Below are 22,676 nucleotides of genomic sequence, written 5' to 3'. Positions count from 1 at the left end.
TTCAAATAATGAGTACATTAGGTTTTGTGTATACTTTTTAAGAGTACAGCAATGAGTGTAGAGCAGCAGGAAGTTGCCCAGTTTGTGTGTATGCAGGCGCCATTTAGCATGCTACACGACAGTGCGTGTGAGTATTTTGTAAGCCATATTGATAGTGTTTATTTAACCCGAGAAAACCAAGCGCAGTGGCTGCAAACGCAAACCCCCAAGCTTTTTTTAATTCGCTCTGGTTTATACGACCTAGTGGATGCAAAAGGCGATGTAGTGAAGCGTTTAGCGCAGGGGGATTACTTTGGCTATCCTTCTTTGTTAACCGGAGAGGCGATTCAAAATAGGTTACAGGTACAAAAAGAGGGCATAGTGTATATGCTTGCGCAAACGCATTTTGACTTTTTACGTCATCAATACAAACCGTTTGAGCAGTATTTTGTACGCGCGCACGCCAATCGTTTGCTTTCATCACATTATAAAAGTAAAAACGATAGCTGGTCTGAGCGCAGAATATCTGAGCTGATGACCCGCAACGCCATAACCTTAGCCCCCGATGCCAGTATTAGGCAAACCGCTAAAAAAATGAAAAAACACGGTGTATCGTCAATTATGATCACCGAACACGCCATTTTAGTTGGCGTAGTGACCGACCGCGACTTACGTAACCGTGTACTGGCCGATGAAGTCGATCCGCAAGATGCGGTTAGCAGCATAATGAGTGCAAAGCCTAAATTTATATTTGAAAACAATCGGGTGTTTTCTGCTTTGCATTTAATGCTTAAATACAATATTCATCATTTACCTGTACTTGATGAAAACCATAAGCCTTTGGGTATGCTTACCAGTACCGATTTACTGCGCCAGCAAAAAAGCGACCCTGTGCAGCTTATTGGCCGCATTTATAAAGCCCACAGCATTGCCGATTTAAAACGTTATGCGGGAGAAATCCCTGAGTTACTGCGTAGTTTTTCGTACAACATAGAAGACATATCGCTAATTGGTAAACTGCTCAGCGGCTTAACCGATGCACTCACCTCGCGCCTTATTCATTTATTTCAAGAAGAAAATGGCGCAGCCCCCACCAGCTTTTGCTTCATATGTTTTGGCTCGCAAGCACGCGAAGAGCAAACCCTACATTCAGATCAAGACAACGGCTTATTACTCCCAGATGATTTAAGCGAGCAACACCAAGCTTACTTTAAACACATGGGGGAGTTTGTATGTGAGCAGTTAGTAGAATGTGGCATTAGGCGTTGCCCCGGAAATATAATGGCCAGCAGCGATGAATGCAGAATGAGTGTAAGCCAGTGGTGCGAGCGCTTTTTTAAATGGATAAAAAGCCCAACCCCAAGCGCCATGCTTAACTGCAAAATATTTTTTGATTTGCGCTTTATAGAAGGCTCCAATGCCCTATACAGCGGCTTTTGCGAGCAGTTAAACAGAATATCGCGCGATGAGTTATTTTATGCTGCTATGGCAACCGATATAAGAGCCAGTTCAGTGCCTATTGGCTTGTTTAATAAACTTAAAACGCAAAAAAATGATAACAACCATAAGTACATTGATTTAAAAAAGCGTGGTGTGGTGATCATTAACGATATAGTTCGTTTATATGCGTTAAAAGCAGGTATAAAACGCGCCAATACCCAAGAGCGTTTAGATGCTTTACTTAAGCATTCACTGCTAAATAAAGACGATATTTATAATTTAAAAGATTGCTGGCGATTTTTAACTCAGTTGCGTTTTAGTACGCAAATAAACGAAGAAGGTTTGCCAAGTAACTGCATAAATCCTGATAAATTAAGTTCATTAGAGCGTCATCAGCTTAAAGAGGCTTTTTATTTAGTAAAACAAGCGCAGCAAGCCGCGGCGTTTAAATTTGCCCGTGGCAGTTTGTAATAAGAGGTAAGCGCTGTGGTAAAAAAATGGCTCAGTAAGTATATAAAAAGGCGTAATCTTTTAAGTCAAAATGCGTTAACGCAACGCTATTTAGTGATTGATTTAGAGCTTACTGGGCTTGATGTAAACCAGCATGAAATTGTCTCAGTAGCCTGGGTAAAAATAGATAACCAATGTATAAAAATGAGTGAGTCTCAGCATTTAATTAATAAAAACGTTAAACGCTTAGACCAAAGCCCTGTTTTTCACGGCATTGTAGAAGACACCGTTGCTAAAGGACAAAGCCTGCACACTATATTAACGCAGCTAAGCCGTGATTTTAGTGACCATATTTTGGTTTTTCATAACGCCATACTGGATTGGGGGTTTTTAAAAGCAGCCCTTAAAGGTTCCAATATAAACGCACAACCTAAGTTGATACTCGACACCCTCCACATAGAAAAAAAGCGCCTTATTTGCCAAGGCGCAGAAATAAAACAAGATGATTTAACCCTAAGTGCGTGTCGCAAACGTTATGAGTTACCAAGCTATCATTGCCATAACGCACTTACAGACGCACAGGCCACCGCCGAATTATTATTAGCCCAGTGCTACCAAATAAACCGTGGTAAAGAGCTAAAAGTGGGTGAGTTAACCTAGGTTGGCTGTAGAAGCGGCTTTATGCCGCGCGAGGTAAACTCTTGCTTACAATAAAGGGCAGTTTTCTTTTATTTTTACATGTATGATTATAGGTACGGTTACGTAATCATTATTTAACTAACTACTTTAAGGAACGACGTGAAACTCATTACCACTATTCTTCTAACCTTATTCCCTGTGATCGCTTTTGCTAATTCGAGCTTACCTGCCAATCGTCATATCTCAGTGCAAGGCACTGCTGAGGTATTAGTTGAGCCTGACATGGCTAAAATACTATTTAAGGTGAATAGTGTTAAAAAGGAGCCGAAAGCCGCCAATAACGCGCTTGAGAATAAAGTGAAGTTATTAATAGATGGGCTCAATCAATTTGAAATAAGCGCCGATGACGTAGTTGCCTCAAACGTTAAAATTGAAAAAACAGGAATGGATTATATTGAAACAGGACATCAAGCCCTTAGCGAATACGCAGCGATAAGAACGTTTGAAGTAAGGCTAAACAGTATTGAGCGTGTGAGCGATTTAACCGATTTTTTATTGAACCAAGAAGTAAATGCCATTCAAAATATTGCGTTTTTATCTTCAAAATCTGAGCAATTACAAGCGCAAGCCACACAGTTAGCAATTGAAGATGCAAAAATAAAAGCGGATTTACTTGCTGATTCATTCAATGCAAAAGTAGGTGAAGTACGCACTATTCGCTCAACTAAAAACAACTATGACAGTGGTTTTAGTACAGCCATAACCAAGATGCACAGGGCGCAGCATGATAATAACTCTTTTCCTCAAATACGTAGTAACGATTTACAGGCAACAATAAGCTTTAAATCATCCATAAACGTGGTGTTTGATTTAGAGATAACTGATTAAATTAATAATTTCATTTCAAATACATGTTCGTACTGTAAGCTAGTTTTATGTTTTTGATTAATTTGAAGGTAGCAGTATTATGAGCGATGAAAGCAACACGTTAAAAGCACAAACCGAGGCAAAAGTAGCAGCAGGGCGAAAAGGTAACCCTGATTTTATGAAAGGCGTTGATGAAACCATTGCTCAGGCAAAAGCGTTTCAAGAAGGGGCAAATGCACTTAATTTAGATCAAAATGCCCCACGCTTTGAACTGCCGAACCAGCACGGTGAGCAAGTTTTATTAGATGAGCTACTTGCAAAAGGGCCTGTGGTTATAACTTTTTATCGTGGTAGTTGGTGCCCTTATTGTAATTTACAGCTAAAAGCATTGCAGTCACGCCTAGCTGAAATTCACGCATTAGGCGCACAGCTGGTGGCTATTAGCCCACAAGCGCCCGATGGCTCAATGAGCGAAAACGACATACGTAATATGGATTTTGTTGTGCTGAGTGACCAAAATGCAGATGTAGCAGCAAGCTATGGCGTAGCGTGGCAAGTACCTGCATTTTTATTAGAGCATATGCGTGAAGACCGCGGCCTTGATTTAGAGTCACTTAATAACGGCAATGGCAGTATTTTACCTATCCCTGCCACGTTTGTTTTAGATAGCCAAGGTAAAGTGACGTGGCGCTATGTTGATGTTGATTACCGCACCCGCTCAGAGCCGCAAGATATAATTAATGCTTTAAAAGCACTACAGTAAGCAATAACGCAAGCTCGCTTTATGCCTAAAAACGTCTAATTTTTCTTATAAAAAAGTGACTGGCATTTTAACAGCGATCACTTCACCTTTTGCGCACATTACGTTATTTGCAGATAAAGTAATATCAACAATTACTTTATTATCTTTTACTTGGCTAAACTCGCCTACGAGCTCTAGTTGATTATCTATAGGTGTTGGCGCTAAATAATTAATATTTAAGGCCGCTGTAACAAAACGAATTGTAGGGACGCTGCCAATAGTTAAGTTATTTTTATAATGGACAACGGCTGCTGCGCTCCCTGTGCCATGGCAATCAATAAGAGAGGCCAATAAGCCACCATACACAAACCCAGGAATAGCGGTGTGGTAAGGCTTAGGCGTAAAGTGAGCTATTGTTTTACTTCCCTCATAGTTATCTAACCAGTAGCTTTTAAGCTGATGCCCATCGGGGTTACTTTTACCGCATCCATAACAATGGCTTAAGCTTTGTATGTAGCAGTCTTGAAAAGCGATTTTAGTCATATATTGCTCTTTTAGAGATAAAGGCTTTAAATTGCTGAGGCAGGTATTTTATTAGCAAACTCAAAGCCTTGTTGAAAATGAAACTAACACGTAGCTCTTAGATCGTCGATGACTTTGCCGTCATCGCTTAAAGTGCCGGGGCTCACAAGCTCAACACTACCACTTAACTTTGTATATATTTTTAAGTTTTTTGCTAGTTCGTTTTGTAGTGTAGTTGTATCTTTATTCTTGGTATCTTTATTGATTTCGCATAAAAGGTGCATTTTATCATTATGACTTTCGTTGGTGACTTCCAATCTGACTTTAGCAATGCCACTAACACTCAATCTAACGCGCTCTACTTGCTCGGGATGAACAAACATACCTTTAATTTTAGTTGTTTGATCTGCTCGGCCCATCCAGCCTTTTATGCGTAAATTTGTACGCCCACATCTGCTTTGTCCTGATTTAATAGCAGATAAGTCACCTGTAGCAAAGCGGATTAAAGGGTAGTCATAGTTAAAGCTGGTTACAACGACTTCACCAACCTCGCCATCGGCTACTGGCTCTAAACTGCCAGGGCGAACAATTTCCACTATAAGGTCTTCAGCTATAATTAAACCGTCATCTGCAATGCTTTCGTAAGCTATTAAGCCTACATCTGCGCTGGCATAAGCTTGTAATGTATTAATACCAGCTGCTGTAAACTCATCGCGTAGTGCTTTAGGTAAAGCCTCACCGGTAACTAATGCTTTAGTAATACTGCTTATATCTCGCTTTTGTTGCTGAGCTTTGTTTAATAAAATTTTTAAAAAAGAGGGGGTTCCACAGTAGCCTTGAGGTTTCAACCCTTCAATGGTGTCGAGCTGTTGTTCGGTTTGACCTGGCCCTGCAGGTATTACAATACAGCCACAGGCGCGAGCACCGGAATCGAGTATGAACCCACCAGGCGTTAAATGGTACGACAGGCAGTTTTGCACTTTATCGTGCTCTCTAAATCCAGCTGCATAAAATGCTTGGCCCATTCTCCACCAGTCATTTTCACAGTTTTCGGGGTCGTTAATAGGGCCGGGCGATTGAAACAGCCGACTAATATGTCCTTGTTCTGAGTTTAACCCCGCTAAAGGCGATGCTGTTTTTTGTAAGCTAATGAGTGATGATTTTCTGGTTATGGGCAGTGTGGCTAATTGTTCCCGATTAGTTATATTATCCGCAGTAATATCGGCTAATATATTTTTGTAATAAGGACTGTTTTGCTTTGCATATGAAATAAAGCCAGGTAATTTTGCAAATAAATCGTGTTCTCGGCTTATATGCGATTGGCTTTCTTTTGGGTTAAATAAGTTAGTCATAAGGGGCTCCGAAGTCATGCTAAAAAGTAAATTTATTTAAACTGTTTTTATTACAGCCAGCGCTTTCTGCGTTTATAAGACTTTAAATCTTTGAAGCTTTTACGGTCTTCGTTACCACCTCCTAAGTAAAACTCTTTAACATCCTCGTTATTCATGAGCTGCTCTTGTGTTCCGTCTAATACCACTTTTCCCGACTCCATAATGTAGCCATAATTAGCTGCGCGTAGCGCGTAATTAGCGTTTTGCTCTACTAAAAACATAGTGATGCCTTGCTCTTCATTTATTTTTTTTATTATCGCGAATACTTCTTTAACAAGTAGAGGCGATAGGCCCATTGATGGCTCATCTAGGCAAATCATCTTTGGCCTCGCCATTAATGCGCGACCTATTGCTAGCATTTGTTGTTCACCGCCAGATAAATAGCCGGCTAAACCTGTTCGCTCTTTCAAACGCGGAAAGTAGTGGTAAACCATCTCAATATCTTGGTTTATTTGCGAATCCTTTCGGGTAAATGCACCTAGCTTTAAGTTTTCTAAAGACGTCATATCTTCGATAATACGACGCCCCTCCATTACCTGAAATAACCCACTGCGCACTACATCTTCTGCATTTTTAGAATCTATGCGCTCGCCCATAAAAGTAATATCACCTTTAGTTACTTCACCGTTTTCGGTTTTAAGTAACCCTGAAATCGCTTTTAGTGTTGTTGATTTACCTGCTCCATTTGGGCCTAATAAAGTAACAATCTCTCCCTCTGGGACATCTAAGCTAACCCCCCTGAGAACCTGAATAACTTCATCGTATACAACTTCTATATTATTTACGGTTAAGATGGGTGAGGCGGGTTCTAATTTTTTTGCTGCTGATGACATACACACTCCGTAATTATTTAGTCTTGTAGGTTGGTTGCAAAGAGCTTTAGTGATCTTTGCAACCAATTTTTATATTTATTAGTAGCCTAACCAATCGTCACGGCGTTCAAGTGTTACTACCGATACTTTTTCAGCAGTTACATTACCTTTGTTGTAATTGCCTTTATATATGTTTACTTGGTTTACGCCACGGTGATCATCTTTACTCCAGTTAGCAGCTAAACACACACCTTCAAGGCCTTTAGGCACCCAGTTCTTTTTTACGTACATTCCCTTTTTAATATTTTCGCCAGTTATACCACCGTTTTCTTTTGCCCACTCCATTGCTTCTTTCATGTAAAATGTTGAGCAAACACCGCGAATATAATGGTGTACACGCTGCTCTTGTCCTGATGGATCTGATTGCTTAGATATTTCTCTGACCAATTTCATGCCTGGCGCTTGATCTTCCCAAAAAGGGGTCATTGTAGGAAAAATGTAATCTTTAATGCCTTCACCGGCTGCGTTGAATATTTTTTTATCGCCGCCCCATATATTTGACATAAATTGAATATCGGTTCCGACCGTGTTACATGACTTAACTAATGAAAGTACTGAGCCACCTAAGTTACCAATGTAACCGTAATTAGAACCTGAGCTTTTTAAACTTAAGCACTGCGCTTTAAAATCACCTGGTTTCATCGAAATTACAATTGCAGGTTGTACATCAAAACCTAACTCAGTTGCGTATTCTGCACATGCTTCTTTTGGTGCATTAGGAAATGGATGGTTGGCACCAAGGTGAGTAAATTTTGGGTTACCTTTACCTCCCTTTTTTTTCCAATCTTCGGCCGCCCATTGAACAAGTCCACGGCAAGAATCTGAGTACGAAGCGCCATAAAAAAAGTTATACGGCGCTGGTTTTTTAGTGTGAGGATTTTTGCCAGTCGGGTCAGTTAGATGTCCAGAATAAGACGCTGAAAATACGGGGACTTTGTCTCTGGCTACAAACGAAATTAGCGCTTCTGTATCAGCGGTACCCCAGCCTTGCATTGCGACCATTTTTTTACGCGAATACCACTTTTTATAAGAGGCGATGGCCTGTGGTACTTTATAGGCGTAATCGATAGTTTCAGATTCTAATCGGGTGCCGCTTATACCACCATTTTCATTAATGTAAGCGAGCGAATCACGAACTCCGTCAGCATAGTTTTTCCCGACAAATGCGGTAGGTCCTGACATATCAGCTAAGTGACCTACAAACACAGAGTCTTGAGCAATAACGTGGTTACTCATAGCTAATGAGCAACATACAAATACAGAACTTAATTTTAATTTATTGTGCATGATAATTTCCTTTTTCATTTTTTGGCTGTGTTGCCAATGAGCTTGTTGTTGTCGTGTAATTTGTTAGTAAGAAAACGGGTAAAATTTCCAATAGTTTTTAATTTGTGCCCAGCGATGCGCCATGCCTTCTGGTTCAAAAATTAAAAATAAAATAATGACTAGGCCTATAGCCATTTCTTTAATGTAAGCAAGGCCATCAACCACCATAGGAATATTGCCCCAATCAGTCATTTTCATTAATCCAACGCCGCTTTCTAACACTTCAGGTAAAAACACCATAAATACAACGCCCATAAGAGTGCCCTTAATAGAACCTAAACCACCGATGATGATCATCGCTAGAAATTGGATTGACATGAATAATGTAAACCCTTCGGCTGAAACGTATCCTAGGTAATGCGCGTATAACGCACCGCCAATACCCGCATAGAAAGATGAAACCCCAAATGACAGCAAACGGTACTTGTTAAGTTTTATTCCCATAATTTCTGCTGATAGGTAGTGATCTCTTACTGCAATAAAGGCGCGGCCTTCTCGGCTGCGCATTAAGTTACATCCCCAGATATACATAAAAACAAGGGCAAATAATGCAATGTAAAAAAAGCTGCGGTCAGTATTAAACACAAAGCCAAAAATAGAGACTGGGTCAGCAGATGAACCGGCTGAACCACCAGTAAACCACTGGGCGCGTGCAAAAAAATCTTCGAGAATAAATTGGGCAGCTAAAGTGGCAATTGCTAAGTAAAGCCCTTTAATACGTGAAGCGGGAAGGCCAAATAACATGCCTACCAACATGGTTAAAAATCCTGCGATAGGGATACACAATAAAACAGGGATCCCAAAGGACATATTCAGCCAGGCTGAGGCAAACGCACCAAAGCCAAAAAATGCGCCATGGCCTAGCGATATCTGCCCCGTATAACCGACTAAAATATTAAGTCCTAGTGCCGCAATTCCTAAATATGAAATTTGAATAAACAGCGTTAAAAAGTATGCATCGACCAAAAATGGTGCGCAGCATAGTAGTGTAATGGCAATAATAGCTACATTACGAATAGTTTTAGTTTCGTAAATAGTATTGTCTTGTTTGTAACTGGTTCTAAAGTCGCCACATGGGCGCATAGTTAAGCTAGACATAAAAAGATCCTAATTTTTATAATTTATGTATAAGCGCATTGCGCTGTATTTTTACAGCGCGCCGCTAAATGTAAGCTATTAAATTCGTTCAATATCTTTAGTCCCAAATAAACCGTAAGGTTTAAACCAAAGTATGATGAGAAGGACGTAAAATGGCGCTATGTCGTACATGTTTCCTACATGAAGGTATTGGCTATCAAAAAACTCAGCTAAGTTTTCTAGCACTCCAATTGTTAAGCCACCCACAATTGCACCGACAATCGAGTCGAGGCCGCCTAAAATAACGGCTGGGAACACTTTAATTCCCATCATTGATAGAGAGCTTGAAACCCCGTTAACCATGCCTATTACAATACCGGCTGTTGCTGATACTGTTGCTGCTATGCCCCAGCTCATAGCAAACACTTGTTTAACGGAAATACCTAAGCTTTGTGCAATTTGCTGATTGAATGCAGTGGCACGCATAGCGAGGCCATATTTTGAATGTTTAAAAAAGAGGTAAAATGCGACCATAATAATTAGGGCTATAACCGTACTCATTAAGTAGGCTGACTCTATATTTAGACCAAAAATTTGAATACTTTGAGCATCAAATACTTGGGGGTAACTTTGAGCAGATACACCAAATATCCACTTCATCAACGCTTGGAAAAAAATAGATAATCCAATTGTCACCATAATGACTGAAATAATTGGCTCGCCAATCATAGGGCGTAAAACAATCATCTGAATCAAAATACCAAAGGCCGCCATAAACGCCATTGTGAGCAAAAAGCCAACAATAAAGGGGAGCTCTAAGTAAATAAGTACGCTCCAACACACCCAGGCACCGACAAGTAAAAATTCGCCCTGCGCAAAATTTACGATTTGTGTCGACTTATAAACTAAAACAAAACACATACCGACGACGCCATACAATAAGCCTACAATAAGCCCATTAATGATTAACTGAATGAGTAATTCAAAGTTCATGATGCTCTCCGTTGTGCTTCAGACTGAGTGTTGTCCACGAGGGGAACTGTGGGAGTATTAATAAGAGATTGGATTTTAAGTTGAGTTTGAATGCGTGTTTTAGTGCCATCTTGAAATACAACAACTGTATCAATATCAACTATATTTTGATTTTGGTATATCGCATCTATGATATCGCCATACTTTTGGGCAATAACGCTGCGTCTTACTTTACGAGTACGTGTAAGCTCTCCATCATCAGCATCAAGCTCTTTATAAAGTAGTAAAAACTTATGTATTTTTTGAGCGTCAGGGAGCGTTTCATTAACACGTTGTATTTCTTCACTGAGCTTTTTGTAAACTTCAGGGTGGGTAGATAAATTAGTGTAATTTGTGAAAGAGTAACCGTGTTGTTCTGCCCATTTAGCAACGATGCTGAAACGAATACAAATGATGGCTGATAAATAAGGTTTGTTTTTACCTAATATGACGGCTTCGCCAATAAATGACGAAAACTTCAATTTATTCTCAATGTATTGCGGTGAGTATTGAACGCCGTTACTTGTACATGCTAAGTCTTTTATCCGATCAATAACAACCAAATGCCCTGAAGGCTTAAAGTAGCCAGCATCGCCTGTGTGCATCCATCCATCTTTAACATCTTCATTGTATGCGTCTTGGTTATTAAGATAGCCGGTAAACATACCCACTGTTTTTGCAACGATTTCGCCAACACCGGCTTCATCCTCGTTAATAACCTTAATTTTTGCGTTATCGAATGCAAAACCAACACTATCGTAATCAACATCATTTTGATCATGGATTGTATAAGCACCACACATTTCAGTTTGCCCATAAAGTTGCCTTAACGGCACCCCAATGGTTTGAAAAAACCTAAACGTGTCTGGGCCCATTGCGGCTCCGCCTGTTGCTGCTGATTTTAAATATGAAAAGCCGAGTCTGTCTCTAAGCGCTCTCATTAAAATAAGCTCTGCAAACCACGATTTTTTACCTTTAAGCTGGCTCTTTTCGGCAATGCTCATGGCAAAAGAAAATAGTTTTCTTTTTAGTGGAGTTGAGTCCATCATCCGAGCTTGAACATCCGCTAATATTCCTTCCCATACTCGTGGGGCAAGTAATACAAAGCTTGGACCTATTTCTCTAAGATCAGACATTAATGTTTGTTGCTCTTCAACAAAGTTAACTATTTGACGTGCAATAAGCGCTTGGCCAACAGCATAAACTTGCTCCATTATCCAAGGCAGAGGTAATACAGATACGTAATTATCGCCTGGCTGGCGTGGATCGGCTCTTAAGTAAGCGCTGCAATGTTTAACAAAATTACCACCGTTGAGTAGTGCTATTTTAGGCTTTGAAGTAGTGCCTGATGTGGTGCAGTAAATTGCTATGTCATTTGGGGAGGTTGCTTCAATTAGTTGTGGGTAGCGATTGGGTTCACTGTTATCTATGGTTTGGCCAAGTGTATACAGTGAATTTACGTCTATTAAGCGCTCATCGTTGTATTTGCGCATGCCTCTAGGGTCGCAGTAAACAATTAATTTTACGTGGGAAATTTCATCGCCTAGTTCGAGTAATTTATCGCACTGTTCTTCATCTTCAGCTATTACAACCGTGGCATGACTACTTTGGAGTAAGTAGGCCACTTCCTCATGCATTGAATCTTGATAAATACCTAAAGAGTGGCATCGCATTGCGTGTGCAGCTACTTCTCCCCATACCCATTCTGGGCGATTATCGCCAAGCAAGGCAATTGCATCACCTTTATTTACACCTTTATCTAGCAATGCAAGCGTGAGCCACTTCACTCGGTTGTTATAATCTTCCCATGTAAATTCATTCCATATACCAAACTCTTTTTCTCGCATGGCTGTTTCATGGGGCCATTGCTGGGCATTAAACTGTAATATTTTAGGAAAGGTATTGAGTTCGGCCATTTCAAAATCATTAATTGAATCATGGTGAGTCATTAGCTTACTTCCTCTAATGTGGTAACTTCTTCAGGTTCGCTATCGGCTTCTTCGAGTCCTAAGTAGGCACGTTTTACGTATGGGTCTGCCATTACTTGCTCTGGTTTGGCACAAATTAAGTTTTTACCAAAATCTAAAACCATTACTTCATGTGAAATATCCATCACCACGCCCATGTCGTGTTCAATCATGACGACGGTAATCCCAAACTCTTCATTAAGGTCAAGAATGTACCTAGCCATGTCTTCTTTTTCTTCTAGGTTCATGCCTGCCATAGGCTCGTCGAGTAAAATAAGTTTAGGATTGAGGGCCATTGCCCTTGCAAGCTCTACGCGTTTGCGTAAACCATAAGACAGGGTGCCTGCTATAGATTTGCGGATGTGTGATATTTCTAAAAAGTCGATGACTTCTTCAACTTTTCGTCTGTGCTCAAGTTCCTCTTTTTGCGCACCTGATGCCCAATATAATGGACCCGTTAGCCAATTGTTTTTTAATAAGTGGTGACGGCCAACCATAATATTGTCTAATACTGACATATGACCGAATAACGCGAGGTTTTGAAATGTTCGGCCCATGCCTAAATCGGCGCGGTCGTTTGGCTGCAAACTTGTTACGTTTTTATTATTAAAAAAAATGTTACCGCTATTAGGGGTGTAGCGTCCTGAAATACAATTTAACATTGAGGTTTTACCGGCCCCATTAGGGCCAATAATCGAAAAAACAGACTCTTCTTTTACAGAAAAGCTCACATCGGTTAAGGCTTTAACCCCACCAAAAGCAAGTGATATGTTTTCTACATTAAGTATTGAAGCTGTCATTGCTGTTCTCCAAATTTTTCGGATTGACTGTCTCTAATGTAAAAAGGGGAGGAGAGTATTCTCCTCCCAAACGCAACATTGGTTGGGAGTGTTACGCGGTGCTAAGCATTAGAGGTAAAGTGGCTTAAAGTGCAAATCTCAATGTGGCTTGAACGTAGTTAGAGTCTTTATCTTGTTCATCCATACAGAAGTTACCTACTTCAAAACCCACCACTAAATCCTTGGTTAAATTTTGAAATACGTTAACGCCCCATTGAGTACGTTCGCGCTCAGACACATCACCTTCAACTTTTCCGTAGAGTACGCTTGAACGAAGTGTATCTGTCCAAAAGTGGCGGTATGCTATGAGTACCGAAGTGAGATCTTCAACTTCGTTATCGTATACATCTTTTGCAGCGGCAGCGCCGACATAGCGCCCAAGCTCACCTTTGTGAAATTGAAAGCGTAAATCATCTTTGCCAGTTGTTTTAACTAAACCTGCCACAGACATACCAAAAGCAGATTCTTGTTCACCTGAGAGAGTGTTAAGCTGACGCGCAAGGGCTGATACTGATACGTTGCCCCAATCATCTTTGAAGTTATAGCGAGCGACTAAATCGGGAAGTTTGTCGTTAGAGGTATCGCCGCCCCATGTTTCTGGGTTTTCTAGCGATAGTTGAAAATTACCCATGTTATAACGTACTTGCCCTTGGCGAATAAACACCAGGCCTGTGGTAGCACCTGCAAAATCGGCTGCTTCTGGAATTGCACTGGTATTCATAAACGTTGACCACGTTTGGCCAACAGTGAGGTCTTGATAGTTTATAAAAGCATGACGTATACGCGGGTTTGCAGAGTTCGATATTATTTCGTTACCACCACCACCGTTAAAATCCATTTCAATAAAGCCGGTAACATCGCCATGGACATACTTGGTGTTGAAACGGGTTTCATTGGCAAAAATTTTAAACTGAGAGGCGTCTTCTTCAAGCGCTGTACCATCCCCAATCCAGAAGTCACGATAAGCTACATCGCCATCAACATAACGAGAGTCTATTTTTATATAACCACCAAATGTGAGTTTATCGTTTTCAGTTAGTTTAATTTCGTAGCCGGCAAAAGTGGCTGAACTTGCAGTTAGTAACGAAGATGCCAAGAGTAGTTTTTTATATTTTGAATCAAACATCTAGCTTATTCCCTTGTATTAGTTGTTCAGCTAATAGTAAGTAAACCGAACAAAGCAACAATTAGTAATAAGACTTAGCACCTAGCGTTTAGTCCTTTAGTCTAGTTCTTTAGTTGGGTGCTATATGGTTAAATTCAGGTTATAAAAAGGGTAAATTCTACTTCTACTAATAATAAAAAACGTGCTAAATAGCACGCATAAGAAGCTCATTATGTTCTCTAACTGGTTGCTAATAAGTGTAAGCATCGGCTATATAAGCTTACTGTTTTTAATCGCTTTTTTAGGCGGGAAGTATCGTCATAAATTAGTTGCTAAGCAGCATGCTATTATTTATGCGCTATCACTGGGCGTATACTGTACATCGTGGGGTTTTTTAGGCACATCCGCACAAGCCGCCAGTGGATCCTTTAATTATATTCCTGTTTATTTAGCCCCTATTTTACTGTTTATATTTGCTTGGCCTTTTATACAGCGGATTATAAAAACGAGTCTGCAACTAAAAACAAACTCAATAGCCGATTTACTCTCTGCCCGTTTTGGCAAGTCACAAAGTTTGGCACTTATTATTACGCTTGTCGCGTTAATAGGCACCTTGCCCTATATAGCCCTTCAACTTAAAGCAATTATTGACTCATATATTATCTTACAAGAAAGTCAGGATCTGCCAGTATGGCAGCTAGGTTTAATTGTTAGTGTTATTTTAACTGGCTTTACAATTATTTTTGGTATTAGAACAATTGATGTAACAGAGCGCCACCCAGGAGTGATGATAGCTATTGCATTTGAGTCAGCCGTTAAACTGATTGCATTTTTACTTGTGGGGCTTTTTGTATCGTTTGTAATTTATGACTCACCTTTAGAAATTTTAGAAAAGTCAAAAGGGCATGTTTCATTAGCGCAGCAATTTGAGCCAAGTAATTTGGTGGGTATGTTTGGTTTACTATTCATTGTTATGTCTGCTTGCTTATGTTTACCGCGCCAGTTTCAAGTAATGTTTGTTGAAATAAAAGATAGAAAAACAAGTAGCTTAGCGCGTTGGTTGTTACCTGCTTACATTTTAGTATTTGCATTTTTTGCAGGGCCTATAGGTTTAGCTGGCACGTTAAATTATGCCGAGTCACTAAATGCAGATGCTTATGTATTATTTTTACCCGCCTATTATGGGCAGGTGTGGTTGTCATTATTTGCGTTTTTAGGGGCTGTTTCTGCAGCAAGTTCCATGGTTATTGTATCTACCATAGCGTTGAGTACGATGTTGAGCAATGAAATTGTTTTCCCACTTATATTTAAATTTTCGCCTAGAAAAAACCATGACTATTTGCATTTTCAATCACGGCTTTTATTTATTCGTAAGGGGCTAGTCGTTGTTGTAATAGCATTGAGCCTGGGGATGTTACTTATTTCTCCCCCTGGTGCGTTATCTTCATTAGGTGAAATTGCCTTTGGCGCTATTGCGCAAATTGGACCTGCATTAGTTGCTGCTTTTTTTTGGCCAAGGGCCACGCAAAAGGGCGTGTTTTGGGGGATAAGTTGTGGTTTTGTAATTTGGGGATTTGGGAATTTACTCCCACAGCTTAGTTTTTACGAACATTTATTTAGTAACACGACTTGGCCTAAAACTACGGTAATGACCCTAATAGGTTTAAGCCTAAATATAAGTGTATTGTTTATAGTGTCATTGTTGACCCGACAAAACATCCGCGAAGAAATGCAAAGTAAGTTTTTTTACGATAAAGGTAAAAATTATCATCGGCATTTTCCTAAGCAACCTAAGGTAGATATAAGTGAACTCGAATTGCTTTTAGCCCGCTTTATTGGTTTTGAAAAGTCAAAAGAATGCTTTGCTCAATTCAACTTACTGCACAAAGATAAAAAGCATAAAACCTACAATGAAGCATTACTGTTTCATGCTGAGAATACTTTGGCACCAGTACTTGGAGCAGCTTCAGCTAAACTAGTATTGTCTTTTGGTTTAGGTGGGCGCGATATGGCTTTTGACCAAGTTGCAAAAATTGTAGAAGACAATTCTACTCAGCAGCTTGAGTTTAGTCGCTCAGTACTGCAAGGCGCAATTGAAAATACAAGTGAAGGCATATCAGTGATTGATGGCGACTTAAATTTAGTGGCTTGGAATAAGCAATATCTAGATATTTTTAATTACCCAAAAGATTTTATTTATATTGGTTGCCCTATAAGTGAACTTATTAGATACAACCTTACTAATCAAAAGCGTTATGTGTGTGATATTGAGGCTCAAGTAAATAAACGTTTAGAGTATTTAAAAGCAGGTAGCAGGCATCAGTCTGAGCGGCGTTTACTTAATGACAAAATTATTAATATTGAAGGAAACCCGATCCCAGGCGGGGGCTTTGTAATGATATTTACAGATATAACAGAGTTTAGGAAAGCCGAGAAATACTTAAAAGAAGAAAACACAGATTTAGAAAGCCGCGTTTTGGCACGAACAAAAGAGTTAGAGCAAGCGAATGTTGAGCTCGAAAAAGCGAATCAAGAACTTGTTGCAGCACAACTAAAAGCAGAGCAAGCCCACCTTAAAAAAAGCCAATACTTAAGAGCATGTAGCCACGATTTATTACAGCCTCTTTCTGCTGCTCGTTTGTTTTCATCTTCGGTGAGTTTAAGCGCCAAAGTTTCTGATCAAGAGCGCATGCAAATTAAGCAAATAGATAACTCGTTAGAGATTGCTAATAACCTTTTACTTGATTTAAACGAAATAGCACGTATTGAAAGCGGTAATATAACCCCTGATATCAGTGTATTTCCAATTGAAAAACTATTCTCTATGTTAAAGCTTGAGTTTTCAGCTTTAACGCATGATTACGCGATAGATTTTAGATGTGCTTCGAGTAAGTTGTATATAAAAAGTGACTTAACTTTACTTGCCCGAATTGTACAAAACTTTTTAAGTAATGCTTTTCGTTATGCACACGATGGAAAAGTATTATTAGGTAGTCGCAGGAAAGGGCAAAACCTGTGCATACAAGTAATTGATAATGGCCCCGGGATCCCACACGAAAAACAACAGCAAGTGTTTGAGCAGTTTACACAATTACCAACCAAGCTAGTGGGGCCGAAAGGGCTTGGTTTAGGCCTAAATATTGCTAAAAGTCTCGCTGAAATACTTGACCATAAGCTTGGGCTGCTCTCAAAAGTAAATTGTGGCAGTACGTTTAGTGTAGAAGTACCTCTAGCGTCTGTAGCTAAGCTAGCTCCTCCTAAACCTATACAGGCGAGTAACAACTTACAAGGCGTGTGTGTGCTGTGTATAGACAATGAGGAAAGCGTGACGGCTGGTATGAGTGATTTACTGTCTGCATGGAAGTGTAATGTGCTAATAGCCTCAAATGCTCAACAAGCTATGTCTATTTACAAAAGCCACGAGGAAGATATTGATATATTACTGGTTGATTATCAGCTAACAGATGAAGCTATACCCGCATGTGATTCACAAACGAGCACGGGATTACTCGGGGCCCAAAAACACAGCCCTTCTCACGTTCGTTTTTACAATGGTATTGAGCTGATTCAAGCTATACGTGCAGTAAGCCGGTATCCATTACCTGCAATTCTCATTACAGCCACTATGGATGAGTCAGTGCAAAAACAGGCGCAGAATGCTGATATCGGATATTTACGTAAAATAGTTAAACCTATTGCGTTAAGAGCGCTGATGAGCTCTCTTTTAACTAAGCGATTAGAAAAAAATTATATATCCGATACATTTCTTTAAGGTGTGTTGTGAGTAAAAAAGTCATGTTCATGCTTATGATGGTTTAGCAAAATAACGGCTTGAGTACGGTTTTTAACACCCAGCTTTAAAAATATAGTACTCACATGGCTCTTTATTGTCGATTCAGACAGGTTTAGGTCATACGCAATTTGTTTATTGAGTAGTCCATCAGCCAGCATAAAGAGTATTTTTCGTTGTTGATTAGTGAGTGTTGAAATTTTACTTTCTTCTTTATCTTGCTGGGCTCCCTGTTTTAATGCATAAGCGGGAACCCAAAGCTCACCATTAATAATGCTATTAAGTGCAGCTACCATGTCGTTAACGGGAGTGGATTTAGGTATAAAACCAGCAGCCCCAAATTCTATTGCTTTATTGATTGTTTCTGACTCTTCAAACCCAGAGATAACTACTACCGCGATATGTGGGTATTTAAGGCGAATGCTATTTAGTGTATTAAACCCCTCCGCACCGGGTATATCTAAATCTAATAAAATAAGGTCGATGTCGGGTGTATCAATGAGTGCTTGTTCTAGCTCTGCAATGGTTTGAGCTTCTAGCAATGAAGAATCAGTAAAGCTTGAACTGAGCATTAGCGACAATGCCTGCCTAAACAGCGGGTGATCATCTGCAATGATAATTTTTGTGTGTGTTGTCATTTTATTTTCTAACCTGAAGTTTAGATAAATGATCTTTTATTTTGATAATTTACTTTTAAGAAAAGGTAAATTTTTTGATGTTTAATAACATAACCCCATTAGATTAAAATTCAATGTTAATTCTATAAATTAGACTAAAGGACTAAGACTTTTATTGTTTAATTAGAAGGATATAAATGCTGTTAACTAATTTTGCTTATTAATATTGATATTAAAAGGTTTATTAATTTAAAGTTTCTAATCGCTCCCTCTTATAATAATGTTCAAGGTCGATTACAATACAGCCATCTAAAAGGCATCGATGCCTTTGTCTGCACGTAAAGAGAGTGGATTTTATATTTCATGGCAATCAAACTTGCAATTAATGGTTTTGGTCGTATTGGTCGAAATATTGTCCGCGCGTTGTACGAGTCAGGTTTGAGCAACGAGATAAAAATTGTTGCGATTAACGAACTTGCTGACCCTGAAGCTATTGCTCATTTATTAAAATACGACACGTCCCACGGTCGTTTTTCTTTTCCTGTAAAACTTGGTGAAGACACCATTAGTGTTGCAGGCGATACCATTGCACTATTTTGTGAAGAAAACCCAGTAGAATTGCCTTGGCAAACCCTTGATGTAGATGTAGTACTTGAATGTACCGGTGTTTATCACTCGCGCGAGCATGCACAATTACACATTACCGCGGGTGCTAAAAAGGTGTTGTTTTCACACCCAGCTGATAACGATGTAGATGCCACCATTGTGTATGGCATTAACGATGATGAGCTCAAACACGAGCACACTATTGTATCTAACGGCTCGTGTACTACAAACTGTGTGGTGCCTGTTATTAAAGTGCTAGATGATGCGTTTGGCATTGAATCGGGCGCTATTACCACCATTCACGCGTCGATGAACGATCAACAAGTGATTGATGCGTACCATCATGATTTACGCCGTACCCGCGCTGCGAGTCAGTCTATTATTCCGGTTGATACAAAATTAGCACGAGGAATAGACCGCATTTTACCCAAATTTGAAGGGCGCTTTGAAGCCATAGCGGTTCGCGTGCCGACAATTAACGTAACGGCAATGGATTTAAGTGTTACAGTAAATGCCGATGTAGATTTAAAGGCGGTAAATACGGCTCTTAAAGCCCAAGCAAAAGACCGCTTAGAAGGTATTTTAAGTTACACCGAAGAGCCATTGGTATCGGTTGATTTTAATCACGACCCACATTCTTGTATTATTGATGGCACGCAGACACGTGTTAGTCACAAACGCCTGATAAAGTTACTTGTTTGGTGTGATAACGAATGGGGTTTTGCCAATCGCATGCTAGATACAGCACGTGCGATGATGGCTAAGTAAGCATTTTATAATAATTTTAAAATTTATTTTTCAGGTTCAAGTATCGTTAACTAAGGAGATGTTATGTCGGTCATAAAAATGGCAGATTTAGATTTAAACGGCAAGCGCGTATTAATTCGTGAAGATTTAAATGTACCAGTTAAAGCAGGTAAAGTGACCTCAGATGCACGTATTCGTGCTGCACTGCCTACTATTAAGCTAGCTCTTGAAAAAGGCGCTAAAGTAATGGTTATGTCGCACCTTGGCCGCCCAACAGAAGGCGAGTACGATGACGAATTTTCACTTGCCCCTGTAGCCGATTACCTAAACGATGCACTTGAGCAAAATGTACGCCTTGAAAAAGACTACTTAAACGGCGTTGAAGTTGCCGATAACGAAGTAGTTGTATTTGAAAACGTACGATTTAATAAAGGCGAGAAGAAAAACGACGAAGCCTTATCAAAACAACTTGCTGCCCTGTGTGATGTGTATGTAATGGATGCATTTGGCACCGCTCACCGCGCACAAGCGTCTACTCATGGCGTTGGCTTATTTGCAGATGTTGCCTGTGCTGGCCCGTTATTATCAGCAGAACTTGAAGCACTAGGTAAAGCACTAGATAACCCAGCACGCCCATTAGTGGCCATTGTAGGTGGTTCTAAAGTCTCAACTAAATTAACTGTTTTAGACTCGCTTTCAACGATTGTAGATCAGCTTGTAACAGGTGGCGGTATTGCTAATACCTTTATTGCAGCTGCGGGTCATCCGGTTGGTAAATCACTTTATGAAGCTGATTTAATGGATGAAGCAAATCGTTTATGTGCGGCAGCTAAAGCAAACGATGGTGAAATTCCGGTACCGACTGATGTTGTAGTAGGTAATGAATTTTCAGACTCTGCAGTCGCTACGCTTAAAGATGTAAGCGAAGTAACAAGCGATGACATGATTTTTGATATTGGCCCTGATACAGCCAGCCAGCTTGCAAAAATTATTGCAAACGCCGGTACTGTTGTATGGAATGGCCCAGTTGGCGTATTTGAGTTTGATCAGTTTGGTAATGGTACACGTGCTATTGCCCAGGCAATTGCTAACTCTAAAGCGTTTTCGATTGCAGGCGGTGGTGACACTTTAGCGGCAATTGATAAATACGGCATTGCCGATAAAGTATCTTACATTTCTACCGGTGGTGGTGCGTTCTTAGAGTTTTTAGAAGGCAAAAAACTTCCAGCAGTAGAAATGCTAGAGTCGCGCGCTAAATAATAAATTTTTAGCCGCATTAGGTGAGGGGAAACCCTCACCAACGATTAATTATTAAATACCTCTCACCCTTATTTAATAGTTAATTAAGACAAAACTGAGCAGTGTAAATTGCTTTATTTTGTGGCGCAGTGATTGCGTCAAACTAACATATCCGTTCAAACTAGATGGCAGGAGACTGCTGTCGATAAATTGGAGAATACCCAATGGCTTTAATCAGTATGCGACAACTTTTAGATCATGCAGCTGAACACGGTTACGGCGTACCCGCTTTTAACGTGAATAACCAAGAGCAAATGCGCGCAATAATGGAAGCGGCTGATAAAACAAACAGCCCAGTAATTGTTCAAGGATCAGCAGGCGCACGTGCTTATGCTGGTGCTCCATTTATCCGCCACATGATTTTAGCAGCCGTTGAAGAATGGCCGCACATTCCAGTAGTAATGCACCAAGATCACGGTACCTCACCCGGTGTTTGCCAACGCTCAATTCAACTTGGCTTTTCATCAGTTATGATGGATGGCTCATTAATGACTGACGGAAAAACCCCATCAAGCTACGAATATAATGTAGAAGTAACACGCGAAACCGTGGCTATGGCACATGCTTGTGGCGTATCGGTAGAGGGCGAGCTAGGTGTACTTGGCTCACTTGAAACCGGTGAAGCGGGCGAAGAAGATGGTGTAGGCGCAGAAGGTAAACTAACTACTGATCAAATGCTTACCGACCCAGAAGAAGCCGCTGATTTTGTAAATAAAACCCATGTTGATGCCTTGGCAATTGCTTGTGGAACATCGCACGGTGCGTACAAATTTACGCGCCCACCCACAGATGACATTTTAGCGATTGATCGTATTAAAGAAATTCACGCACGTATCCCGAACACGCACTTAGTAATGCACGGATCGTCGTCTGTACCACAAGAGTGGTTAGAGATCATAAATCAATACGGTGGCGAAATTCCTGAAACGTATGGCGTACCTGTTGAGCAAATTGTAGAAGGGATCAAATACGGTGTACGTAAAGTAAATATTGATACCGATTTACGCCTGGCTTCTACCGGTGCTATTCGCCGTCATATGGCGCTTAACCCATCTAACTTCGATCCGCGTAAATACCTAGCAGAAGCAACTAAAGCAATGACAGAGATTTGTGTTGCGCGTTACAACGCGTTTGGTACAGCTGGTCAAGCAGGTAAAATTAAGCCAATTTCACTTGATGACATGCACCTTAAATATTTAAGTGGTGAGTTAGACCCACAAATTAAATAATGATCTTTGATTAATAAATGGCGTTATAAAAACCAGCTGGCGTAATCCAGCTGGTTTTTTTATACCGCAAGGCACTGGGATCACTGTTGTACCAACTTAATAAAATGGGATCACTGATTTACTAACCGCCCCGCATTTGGATCATTTATTTACCAACTAGC

Annotated in this window: 18 protein-coding genes; 8 read left to right on the top strand and 10 right to left on the bottom strand. The window is 40.1% G+C overall.

Annotated features, from left to right (window positions below; genetic code table 11):
* Positions 1–51 precede the first annotated feature (51 nt).
* The 4 genes from PSH50_RS05915 to PSH50_RS05900 all read left to right on the top strand — a co-directional run bounded on the left by PSH50_RS05915 (position 52) and on the right by PSH50_RS05900 (position 4,138).
* Positions 52–1,890: a DUF294 nucleotidyltransferase-like domain-containing protein gene (locus PSH50_RS05915; protein WP_273609368.1), complete on the top strand. Its 1,839-nt coding sequence runs from the start codon at positions 52–54 to the stop codon at positions 1,888–1,890.
* 15 nt (positions 1,891–1,905) lie between these two features.
* Entirely contained in the window at positions 1,906–2,529 is a 624-nt protein-coding gene (locus tag PSH50_RS05910) for a 3'-5' exonuclease (protein ID WP_256845428.1), read from the top strand.
* Positions 2,530–2,667: 138 nt separating this feature from the next.
* The gene (locus PSH50_RS05905) at positions 2,668–3,396 is read left to right on the top strand and encodes an SIMPL domain-containing protein (RefSeq protein WP_273609367.1); all 729 of its coding nucleotides are present in this window, start codon (positions 2,668–2,670) and stop codon (positions 3,394–3,396) included.
* 79 nt (positions 3,397–3,475) lie between these two features.
* Positions 3,476–4,138, top strand: coding sequence for a peroxiredoxin-like family protein (locus PSH50_RS05900; RefSeq protein ID WP_273609366.1), 663 nt, complete (start codon positions 3,476–3,478; stop codon positions 4,136–4,138).
* Positions 4,139–4,183: 45 nt separating this feature from the next.
* Here PSH50_RS05900 and PSH50_RS05895 read toward each other — a convergent pair whose 3' ends face one another.
* The 9 genes from PSH50_RS05895 to PSH50_RS05855 form a co-directional block, all read right to left on the bottom strand.
* Positions 4,184–4,660: a PaaI family thioesterase gene (locus tag PSH50_RS05895; RefSeq protein ID WP_273609365.1), complete on the bottom strand. Its 477-nt coding sequence runs from the start codon at positions 4,658–4,660 to the stop codon at positions 4,184–4,186.
* A gap of 83 nt (positions 4,661–4,743) precedes the next feature.
* Positions 4,744–5,991, bottom strand: a complete 1,248-nt coding sequence (locus tag PSH50_RS05890; protein WP_273609364.1) for a phenylacetate--CoA ligase family protein — start codon at positions 5,989–5,991, stop codon at positions 4,744–4,746.
* A gap of 50 nt (positions 5,992–6,041) precedes the next feature.
* Positions 6,042–6,863 (bottom strand): ABC transporter ATP-binding protein, encoded by an 822-nt coding sequence (locus tag PSH50_RS05885; protein WP_273609363.1) that lies wholly within the window; start codon positions 6,861–6,863, stop codon positions 6,042–6,044.
* Positions 6,864–6,941: 78 nt separating this feature from the next.
* Positions 6,942–8,189 carry an ABC transporter substrate-binding protein gene (locus tag PSH50_RS05880; RefSeq protein WP_273609362.1) on the bottom strand — a complete coding sequence of 416 codons (1,248 nt, stop codon included), beginning with the start codon at positions 8,187–8,189 and terminating at the stop codon, positions 6,942–6,944.
* Positions 8,190–8,252: 63 nt separating this feature from the next.
* On the bottom strand, positions 8,253–9,326 hold the full coding sequence (locus PSH50_RS05875) for a branched-chain amino acid ABC transporter permease (RefSeq protein ID WP_273609361.1): 1,074 nt from the start codon (positions 9,324–9,326) through the stop codon (positions 8,253–8,255).
* 78 nt (positions 9,327–9,404) lie between these two features.
* Complete coding sequence (locus PSH50_RS05870; RefSeq protein ID WP_006791860.1) at positions 9,405–10,298, bottom strand: branched-chain amino acid ABC transporter permease; 894 nt, start codon at positions 10,296–10,298, stop codon at positions 9,405–9,407.
* Positions 10,295–12,265 carry a long-chain fatty acid--CoA ligase gene (locus tag PSH50_RS05865; protein WP_273609360.1) on the bottom strand — a complete coding sequence of 657 codons (1,971 nt, stop codon included), beginning with the start codon at positions 12,263–12,265 and terminating at the stop codon, positions 10,295–10,297. The genes PSH50_RS05870 and PSH50_RS05865 overlap by 4 nt, the downstream gene beginning before the upstream one ends.
* Entirely contained in the window at positions 12,265–13,083 is an 819-nt protein-coding gene (locus PSH50_RS05860; protein WP_273609359.1) for an ABC transporter ATP-binding protein, read from the bottom strand. Before PSH50_RS05860 ends, PSH50_RS05865 begins: the two co-directional genes overlap by 1 nt.
* A 124-nt stretch (positions 13,084–13,207) precedes the next feature.
* Positions 13,208–14,248, bottom strand: coding sequence for a DcaP family trimeric outer membrane transporter (locus PSH50_RS05855; protein WP_273609358.1), 1,041 nt, complete (start codon positions 14,246–14,248; stop codon positions 13,208–13,210).
* A 211-nt stretch (positions 14,249–14,459) separates the two neighbouring features.
* On the opposite strand from PSH50_RS05855, the gene PSH50_RS05850 reads away from it, so the two are divergent.
* A complete protein-coding gene (locus PSH50_RS05850; RefSeq protein WP_273609357.1) occupies positions 14,460–17,999 on the top strand; it encodes a PAS domain-containing hybrid sensor histidine kinase/response regulator in 3,540 nt (1,179 codons plus the stop codon).
* Here PSH50_RS05850 and PSH50_RS05845 read toward each other — a convergent pair.
* Positions 17,996–18,655, bottom strand: a complete 660-nt coding sequence (locus PSH50_RS05845; RefSeq protein WP_273609356.1) for a response regulator transcription factor — start codon at positions 18,653–18,655, stop codon at positions 17,996–17,998. The genes PSH50_RS05850 and PSH50_RS05845 overlap by 4 nt on opposite strands.
* 342 nt (positions 18,656–18,997) lie before the next feature.
* Between PSH50_RS05845 and epd the strand changes: the two genes are divergently transcribed.
* The 3 genes from epd (at position 18,998) to fba (ending at position 22,515) form a co-directional block, all read left to right on the top strand.
* Positions 18,998–20,008 (top strand): erythrose-4-phosphate dehydrogenase, encoded by a 1,011-nt coding sequence (gene epd / locus PSH50_RS05840; protein WP_126008039.1) that lies wholly within the window; start codon positions 18,998–19,000, stop codon positions 20,006–20,008.
* A gap of 63 nt (positions 20,009–20,071) precedes the next feature.
* Entirely contained in the window at positions 20,072–21,247 is a 1,176-nt protein-coding gene (locus tag PSH50_RS05835; RefSeq protein ID WP_273609355.1) for a phosphoglycerate kinase, read from the top strand.
* Between the two features lie 203 nt (positions 21,248–21,450).
* A complete protein-coding gene (gene fba / locus PSH50_RS05830; protein WP_004586082.1) occupies positions 21,451–22,515 on the top strand; it encodes a class II fructose-bisphosphate aldolase in 1,065 nt (354 codons plus the stop codon).
* Positions 22,516–22,676: the final 161 nt, after the last annotated feature.

It is taken from the genome of Pseudoalteromonas sp. Angola-7, assembly GCF_028599255.1.
GTDB lineage: Bacteria > Pseudomonadota > Gammaproteobacteria > Enterobacterales > Alteromonadaceae > Pseudoalteromonas > Pseudoalteromonas atlantica.
This window is presented reverse-complemented; position numbering and strand designations above follow the sequence as displayed.

Excerpts from the sequence above, each read along its gene's own strand:
- PSH50_RS05915 (WP_273609368.1), top strand. The coding sequence starts at position 52 with ATGAGTGTAGAGCAGCAGGAAGTTGCCCAGTTTGTGTGTATGCAGGCG.
- PSH50_RS05900 (WP_273609366.1), top strand. The coding sequence starts at position 3,476 with ATGAGCGATGAAAGCAACACGTTAAAAGCACAAACCGAGGCAAAAGTA.
- PSH50_RS05895 (WP_273609365.1), bottom strand. The coding sequence starts at position 4,660 with ATGACTAAAATCGCTTTTCAAGACTGCTACATACAAAGCTTAAGCCAT.
- PSH50_RS05890 (WP_273609364.1), bottom strand. The coding sequence starts at position 5,991 with ATGACTAACTTATTTAACCCAAAAGAAAGCCAATCGCATATAAGCCGA.
- PSH50_RS05885 (WP_273609363.1), bottom strand. The coding sequence starts at position 6,863 with ATGTCATCAGCAGCAAAAAAATTAGAACCCGCCTCACCCATCTTAACC.
- PSH50_RS05880 (WP_273609362.1), bottom strand. The coding sequence starts at position 8,189 with ATGCACAATAAATTAAAATTAAGTTCTGTATTTGTATGTTGCTCATTA.
- PSH50_RS05875 (WP_273609361.1), bottom strand. The coding sequence starts at position 9,326 with ATGTCTAGCTTAACTATGCGCCCATGTGGCGACTTTAGAACCAGTTAC.
- PSH50_RS05870 (WP_006791860.1), bottom strand. The coding sequence starts at position 10,298 with ATGAACTTTGAATTACTCATTCAGTTAATCATTAATGGGCTTATTGTA.
- PSH50_RS05865 (WP_273609360.1), bottom strand. The coding sequence starts at position 12,265 with ATGACTCACCATGATTCAATTAATGATTTTGAAATGGCCGAACTCAAT.
- PSH50_RS05860 (WP_273609359.1), bottom strand. The coding sequence starts at position 13,083 with ATGACAGCTTCAATACTTAATGTAGAAAACATATCACTTGCTTTTGGT.
- PSH50_RS05855 (WP_273609358.1), bottom strand. The coding sequence starts at position 14,248 with ATGTTTGATTCAAAATATAAAAAACTACTCTTGGCATCTTCGTTACTA.
- PSH50_RS05850 (WP_273609357.1), top strand. The coding sequence starts at position 14,460 with ATGTTCTCTAACTGGTTGCTAATAAGTGTAAGCATCGGCTATATAAGC.
- PSH50_RS05845 (WP_273609356.1), bottom strand. The coding sequence starts at position 18,655 with ATGACAACACACACAAAAATTATCATTGCAGATGATCACCCGCTGTTT.
- epd (WP_126008039.1), top strand. The coding sequence starts at position 18,998 with ATGGCAATCAAACTTGCAATTAATGGTTTTGGTCGTATTGGTCGAAAT.
- PSH50_RS05835 (WP_273609355.1), top strand. The coding sequence starts at position 20,072 with ATGTCGGTCATAAAAATGGCAGATTTAGATTTAAACGGCAAGCGCGTA.
- fba (WP_004586082.1), top strand. The coding sequence starts at position 21,451 with ATGGCTTTAATCAGTATGCGACAACTTTTAGATCATGCAGCTGAACAC.